This window comes from Pseudoalteromonas sp. PS5 (genome assembly GCF_004103255.1).
In the GTDB taxonomy this organism is placed as follows: domain Bacteria; phylum Pseudomonadota; class Gammaproteobacteria; order Enterobacterales; family Alteromonadaceae; genus Pseudoalteromonas; species Pseudoalteromonas peptidolytica.
This window is the reverse complement of sequence record NZ_RCSQ01000144.1, coordinates 1-7753: the sequence shown is the minus strand read 5'-3', so window position 1 is coordinate 7753 and position 7753 is coordinate 1. Positions and strand designations below refer to the sequence as shown.

The window sequence follows — 7753 nt, the reverse complement described above, 5'->3', positions numbered from 1 at the left end:
AGCGGTGCTACTAAAGCTATTTCCCCGCTTCAAGATAGATCATTTACTTAATACAACTGGTATAAGACCTTGGGATCATGGCGCAGATTTAAACCCCTGTAGTGTGAAATAAGTTATAAATAGGCGAGAAATTGCTGAGTTAATCTAAAAATTGCGGTGGTCAGGGAAAAGTTGACCACCGTAGGAAAAGCAAAGCTATCTGTTATTTTGTTACTTTGCGTGCTCTAAAGTTTCGGCCTTTCATTTTCCCTTCTGAGATTGTTTTAAGCGCTACGTTGGCAACACTGCGCTCAACCGCAACGTATGATGACATTGCAGTGACTTTAATCTTGCCAATTTGATCACCTTTTAGTGCGTGGTTTGAGGTCAGTGCTCCCAAAATGTCCCCAGGTCTTAGTTTCGCTTTCTTACCACCATCGATTTGAATGGTAACCATTGGCGCTCGATTAATTTTGTTATTTAAAACTTGATCGTTTGGCAAGGTACTGGGCTCAATATTCTTACCTAAATAGTCTTCGAGGGCATTTACTTTATGTGATTCCTTATAGCTCATCAAAGAGCATGCCACGCCTTTATTGCCTGCACGCCCAGTTCTGCCAACGCGGTGAACATGTACTTCTGGGTCATGGGCGATATGGTAGTTGATCACCATATCTACGTGATCGACGTCGATACCTCGTGCGGCGACATCCGTTGCCAATAAAATGGTGACGCTCTTATTCGCAAAGCGAACCAATGTGCGGTCACGGTCTTTTTGCTCTAAATCACCGTGAAGTGCTGCTGCATCAAAACCTAAACTATATAGGCTGTCGCATACGTTCTGGCATTCTGCCTTGGTGTTGCAGAAGATAACCGCAGAATTAGGTTGAAATTGCATTAACAGTTTTTGGACTGCAGGCAGTCTTGCATCGTTATTGTCGACTTCATAAAAGTACTGTTCAATTGAGCTATCATCGTGGGTTGATTCAACCGTGATTTTAGCTGCATCTTTCATGACATGCTGCGCAAGCTGTTCTATTTTTGGCGGGTAAGTTGCGCTAAAAAGCAGGTTTTGTCGTGTTTTAGGGCAGTGGTCAATGATACATTGTAATGACTCTTCAAAACCCATTTCCAGCATACGGTCGGCTTCATCTAGTACAAAGGTATTGACTTCATCTAGCGACAAGCGACCTTTGCGCAAATGCTCTTCAATGCGTCCTGGCGTACCCACAATGATGTGCGCGCCGTGTTCAAGAGAACCAATTTGCGGACCCATAGGTGCGCCACCACACAGTGCCAATACTTTAATGTTATGGATTGCACGGGCAAGCTTGCGAACTTCAACAGCAACCTGATCGGCAAGCTCTCGAGTTGGGCATACGACCAAAGCCTGCACACGAAAACGTTTCACATTTAAATTATGTAATAGTCCCAAAGAGAAAGCGGCGGTTTTACCTGACCCCGTTTTACCTTGGCCAATAACATCTTTACCTGCCAAGATAAGCGGTAAGGTTTGTGCTTGAATGTCAGTCATGGTGTGATAACCCAACGAAGTGAGGTTATCAAGTAAGGCGCTGGAAAGTGGAGTGCTGGAAAAAAGTGGCTGAGTCAAAGTCGCTGTCTCTGTAGTTCTAAAACAGCAATTATAACATGGCTCGAATGGATAGCGCGTGTAAGGCCGTGATAAAATTTTTTACCACGGACAAGTGCGTTAAAAAATGATTTTAAACATTTCCCATGAGCAAGGGTAGGTTGCATTACAACCAATAACCGTCGGCTCTGCATTTGCGCCCGAGCCACCATTACCAAGAGCCTGCACATAGTAGCCGTTGACGGATTTGAGCGCTACTTTATCACCGCTTTGGATGAGCGCACCGGGGTTATTTGGCAGTTCAATCGTGAATGTCTCCCAGATAGAGGCTGCGGTTCTATTGGCGTTGAGTTCACCTCCACCACCTTGTTCGGCAACAAAGTAGTAGCCAGATGTAGTCTGAATATGAACTTCATCACCGCTATTAAGGTCTCCGCCATTAATATCTATCAGGGTAAATTGCTCCCAAGGACCTATGGCTAAGCGGTTTGCGTTGACCGTGCCGCCGCCGTTACCTTCAGCCACAAAGTAATATTGTCCGCCAGTTTCGAACGACACATTCGCGTAGCTAGTGGGGCTACAAGGCAGCGTAGTAAAAGTGAGATCTTCACCTTGGATTGTGGTGCGTGGGGGTTTTGGATCTCCACGGAAGCGAAAGTGGTATTCAGTCCCACAGCTTAGGTTTGAAATTTGAGCACTTACGGGGCCATTTACTCCAGGTGGTGTTGCAAAGATACTACTGCCGTAGCTTGTGGTAGTGCCATAATCAAAAATCTCGCCACTTAGGCCTATGGTGGAAGAAGAATAGCCATTTAATTGTGCGGATGTTTGGGTGATGTTGCTTGCAGGTTGGGTTAGATACTGTGTACCCGCGTGCGCTAAAAAGGTACTGCTGCATGCAGTCAATAGTAGTAACTTGAACTTATTCATAGCCTAGCTCCTTTGACGAAAAAGGCTGTTACGATTAACAGCCTTTTTTAGCTTAGGAGAAGGTGTCGTAAATGCTATTACACCTGCTTACACCTTTAATTGCCAGAAGTGGGCTTATGGCGTGGTGCACGCTTGTCTCCAGCGTGTTGGTTCTTTGGCTTATTGGTAGACTGTGATGGGCGACGTCTGCGGTTGCCATTGTTGTTACCAGTAGGTTTGCTGTTACCACTTGGCTTATTATTACGAGGACCTGAATTTTGCTTGGGTTTGTTTTTCGGCTGAGCAGAAGTTGCTTGCTCAGCGTCTGTTGTCTTTGGCTTTTTCGGTTTCTTTGGTTTTTTCGGCTTGATTGGGCGCGTATCTAACTTTGACTCAGGTACGGCAAGTTGCGGTTCAAATCCAGGTTCCACTTTACGCGGCACCAGCTGTTGAATTAGTCGCTCAATACCAAATAAATCGCTTGCGGTTTCTTGGGTAACAAATGAGATAGCTTCACCCGTTGCACCAGCACGGCCAGTCCTACCGATACGGTGAACATAATCTTCGTAAACATTTGGCAGGTCAAAGTTAACCACGTAGGGCAGCTCCTGAATATCCAAACCTCTTGCTACAATATCAGTGGCAACAAGTACGCGCACTTCACCGTTTTTAAAACCAGCAAGGGCTTTCATACGAGCACTTTGACTTTTATTACCATGGATTGCTGCGGCATTGATCTTGGCTTTTTCTAGATCCTTAACCAAGCGATTGGCACCGTGTTTTGTGCGGGTAAATACCAACACTTGTTGCCAGTCATGCGTTTGAACTAAATGTTTAAGTAAGTTGGTGCGCTTACTTTTATCTACTGGATACACCCACTGAGTAACACTTTTGGCGGTGCTATTAGCTGGTGCTACAGAAACCTCTATAGGGTCATGGATTAATCCTTTTGCTAACGCTCTAATCTCTTCAGAGAAAGTTGCAGAGAACATCAAATTTTGCCGACGAGCGGGCAGTACTTTGATTATGCGTTTGATATCGTGAATAAAGCCCATGTCTAGCATGCGGTCGGCTTCATCCAATACCAGTACCTCAAGGTCATCAAATTTGACAGCATTCTGTTGGTAAAGGTCTAGTAATCGCCCAGGTGTCGCTACTAAAACATCAATGCCTTTACGCAGCTTCATCATTTGCGGGTTGATCTTCACACCGCCGTAAACGACTTCAGAGCTGATAGGGAGGTGTTTGCTGTAGAGTTTAACACTTTGCCATACTTGATCAGCAAGTTCACGTGTTGGAGTTAGGATCAAGGCCCTTACATGGTTGGCTTTTGGTTTAGATCCCGACATCAGGTTTTGTAGCAAAGGTAGCGTAAAGCCAGCGGTCTTGCCTGTACCGGTTTGCGCTGCGGCCATCACATCTTTCCCAGCTAAAATGCCGGGAATAGCTTGTTCTTGGATCGGCGTTGGCTGGTCGTAGCCTTGCTCAACAACGGCTTGATTTATTTCTGGGGCTAAACCTAGGTGGCTAAAGCTCATGATTTGTTACTCTGTAGTAGGCGGCGGGCAAGAGTACAGTATTTACACCAGTTACGCAATTTTGCCACCGCCTAAATTACTGTTAAGTGTTCTCTGCTACGTATAATAGACTACAGGGGTTTAAAAATACGCTGTTCCTCGCACCTATACCAGTGATAGCGTAACAGAGTATAGCAGCACATCCTTGTGTGCTTAATTTCGAATAAAAATCTACGCTTTGAATAAACTGAGTTTACCAGAGAAGTTTTTAAGGTTTGGGAAAATCTGCAGCAGTGCACTGTCGTCTACCCCCATCCAGCTACCAAGGCTTGCAGCCAGTTGGTCAACAGCTGTGGTGGGAATGAGCCTGCCGCTACCCGCATCAAAGGCATGGTTTAATTCTGGGGGAGGGATATCGCCGAAAATAGTGCCACCATTGACTGCACCACCCATAATAAAGTGATGAGCGCCCCAACCATGATCAGTACCATCACCATTGACAGCAAGGGTACGACCGAAATCAGATGCGGTAAATAAAGTTACTTGCTTTTCTAACCCTAAGCTGGCAATGGCCGTATTAAACGCCACAAGTGCGCCATCAAGCGCTGATTGCAGTTTAGGCAAGCTCTGAGCTTGACCTGAGTGAGTATCAAATCCACCCATGCCAACAATATACACTTGTCGTTTGGTGTTGAGTTGCTGCCTTGTTGCAATACTTTGGCAAACATTCTTCAGCTGTTGCGCCAATGGTGTGGTAGGAAATTGTGGTAAGGTAAAACTGGTATTGGCAATGGCATCATTGTATTGCGAATTTGCCGCCATGGCGCTGCGAGTAAGCGTATCTAGGTCTTGCTGAAGTATATTATTGCTACTACTGTTTTCTTTGCCCGCAAAGTAGTCAGCGAGCGCTTGTTTGTTGTCGAACTCTTCTAAGATTTCTATTATTCCAGCTTTGCCATCACTCACATGGTATGGAAAGGTATTACTGCCGGTTAACCACAGATCAGCCTCGGCTGTGGTAATGGCATTAAAAGGCGTCTGCTGCGTTTTTCCTGTATTGATAAGCGCATCATTAATTAACCCGCCCCAACCAAATTGTGCCCCTTCCGTTTTACCAGACATCCAAGTTGACTGCTGATCATTATGAGAAAACAATCGAGGAGGTACACTTGCAGTGGCTTGTTCTAGATGCGAGGCATTAACAGGTTCAAGTAATGGTCCAACATTGCCAATTACGGACAGTTGTCCTTGAACATAGAGTTTCGCAAGGCCCGCCATTTCTGGAGGTAAGGCAAATTTGCGTTGATTAAATCGAGAGGGAGTACTGAGGGCGTGCAAATTTTGTGGTGTTCTTGGCGTAGGGTAAGCACTGAGTAGTGAGGATCTGTGATTTGCCCACTGTTGATAGTTACTGTCATCCAGAGGAATAATCGTGTCATGGCAGTCCATTCCACCATATAAAAATACACAAACAAGGGCTTTATAATCTTCGCCTTGTTCTGCTGCCGCAACGGCTTGACTCAACGAAAGCAAGGACGTTGACATCATGGTCGCACCGCTTAGTTTCAAAAAATCACGTCTTTTCATCTTGTCTCGTCCTATTTTTGAATCAAATAATCTGCTGAGGTCATCACGAGTAAAATCGCCCATTGCACTCGAATAAGGCTATCTTGTGGTTCCTCCATCGGTAGTGTCTCAAGAATTTGGGTGATCTTATTCACTGTATGCTCAGTGAGCTGATCTGCGCTTAGGAGTAGATTTAAATGAGCCAATAGCGCTTTTGGGTCATCTGCCAAAGTGAGTTCGTATTCATAGTCTGCAAGAAAGCTATAAACAGCTTGACGAGCATCAAGCGGTATATTTTCGGCGTCATAATCCGCTTGTAAATCAGCAATATCAACATCTTGTTGATAGCCAAAAATATAATAGGTCATAAAGTTAATATAACCTGGGATTGACGAGGCGTTGGTAATTTGGAACTCAGGTGCAACCAGTTGGTTTTGCGATATTAGCGTTCCTGGTGCACTGTAACCCGGGCGAAAAAAGTTAAATACGCTACTTGAACGATAGGGGTGTTGATTTAATGCGTTTGCTGAACGAGTATCCCATAGTGGCTCTTGATACTCAGGCGTAATATTTTTTACTTCGAAGGCTCGGGCCCACTGTGTAAATCTTAATATTGGCTCTCTTAACTTGCCACTGCGCGCTGTTTTCTCGCTCCTAGCTTCTTTATCAAAGATAATTGCTGCAATCGTTGCAGTTAAATCTCCCCGTTGGCTAGCGCCCACTTTGGTACCATCGGGCAATACGTAGCTACCAGAATCAAAGCTTTCTACTGCCCGAGCGACATAGCCAGATGAAGGGTTTGATGTTACTAAACGTTGGATTAACTGCTTAACCACAAATGGCCCAACATTAGGATGTGAAAAGATATGATCTAATGCGAGCGTGATTGATTGGTTGACATCGGTGCCAGCGGCTATGGTGTAGCCTAAAAAGGATTTGGCTTTAGTCGAATGTAGTTCAGGGTCGCCGACCATAGGTAGCGCGTACTCCTCTTGAGCGGCTTGTTCGGCGCCTGACTCATCAAGCACTAACCCAGTGAAAACACGGGCAAGACCAGTAATATCTTTATTGGTATACAACTCAATGGCTTGGTCATTGCTATCGCGTTTCTCGCTACCGTCTGGGTTTAACTCAACAAGACCCAAAGTAAAGAGCTGTAAGATCTCCCGAGCATAATTCTCATCAGGCATCCTGCCTGTTTGCTCGTCTCCCTTTTGATTTCCTAAATATGTTAAGTAAGTTCCCATCGCGGGTGAGTAAGTTACCGCCTGAAGCAGCTCTCGATAATTGCCAAAGGCGTGCTCAATGAGTATATCTTGAAAGCGTGCTACTGCCGCTGGGATGTCAGTGAGCTCGTCACCACCGGCATTAGAAACCACTAAAATCTCAGATAAAGCGAAAGCTACTCGCTGACGCAGTTGATCTTCGCCAGTGATGGCATCTTGCCAAAACCCGATACTTGTTGATTCTACGAATAGGGTATTAAAACCGTCGTCTTCGGGGGTATATTTTGCAACTGAATTCATTTTCAAGCTTGGTTTTAGTGCTATTTGGTCGATGAACCATTTAGAAGCAGATGTGCCGACAAGCGTGTTGAGCTGTTGTGGTGTAGCGCCAAAAGTCGTTTGGTGTAAAAACGAGGCCGTACTTTGTGGTGTCGCAAACACATTATCCACTGCAATAGGTTGCGATGGCTCGGTAATTTCAGTGTTGTCAGTGAGCTGCTGATTGGCTTGCGCGACTTCGGTTTCTTGCGCACCGCCACAGCCAGTCGCTGATAGGGTTAACACACACCAAACTGAAAAGTATTTAATGACTGATCTCATAACTTAACTCAAATAGTGAACGATAAGTTATGAGTGTAGGATGATTTTTGACTTTAGTGTTTTACAAGTTTGCGTGCGAAACCATACAAAATTGTAAACTAACCAAGTCAAAGCTTAGCTCAGTCGATTAGGGCCTGTTGACCTTTGCTGTTTGATTTTTGTTCTTCTGAGTGTGTTTTGGTCGCGACGCTCGACTTGCCGCCTAGTGATCTAGGCAAAAGTTGAGCAACAATGAACAAAGCGCACTCAGGTGAACCCAAAGGGCAGCGCTTGATTGGCATTTCTACTGTGTTATCGCCTGACTCACATAGAACAACTATGCTACGCAGGCTCTGCCTTGTATAAATACCAATCAAACTGCTGCA

Annotated in this window: 6 protein-coding genes; all 6 read right to left on the bottom strand. The window is 45.1% G+C overall.

All coding sequences use genetic code 11. The annotated features are described in order from the left end of the window. Positions 1-202: 202 nt before the first annotated feature. Positions 203-1591: an ATP-dependent RNA helicase DbpA gene (dbpA, locus tag D9603_RS16735; RefSeq protein ID WP_128732178.1), complete on the bottom strand. Its 1389-nt coding sequence runs from the start codon at positions 1589-1591 to the stop codon at positions 203-205. Between the two features lie 99 nt (positions 1592-1690). Next, a complete protein-coding gene (locus D9603_RS16730; RefSeq protein ID WP_128732177.1) occupies positions 1691-2500 on the bottom strand; it encodes a peptidase S8 in 810 nt (269 codons plus the stop codon). Positions 2501-2595: 95 nt separating this feature from the next. Continuing rightward, a complete protein-coding gene (locus D9603_RS16725; RefSeq protein WP_128732176.1) occupies positions 2596-4017 on the bottom strand; it encodes a DEAD/DEAH box helicase in 1422 nt (473 codons plus the stop codon). 210 nt (positions 4018-4227) lie between these two features. Beyond that, positions 4228-5583: a DUF1501 domain-containing protein gene (locus tag D9603_RS16720; RefSeq protein WP_128732175.1), complete on the bottom strand. Its 1356-nt coding sequence runs from the start codon at positions 5581-5583 to the stop codon at positions 4228-4230. Positions 5584-5594: 11 nt separating this feature from the next. Continuing rightward, positions 5595-7388, bottom strand: coding sequence for a DUF1800 family protein (locus D9603_RS16715; RefSeq protein WP_128732174.1), 1794 nt, complete (start codon positions 7386-7388; stop codon positions 5595-5597). 119 nt (positions 7389-7507) lie between these two features. Beyond that, positions 7508-7753: hypothetical protein (locus D9603_RS21980; RefSeq protein WP_128732173.1), on the bottom strand; the 246-nt coding region annotated here is incomplete at its 5' end.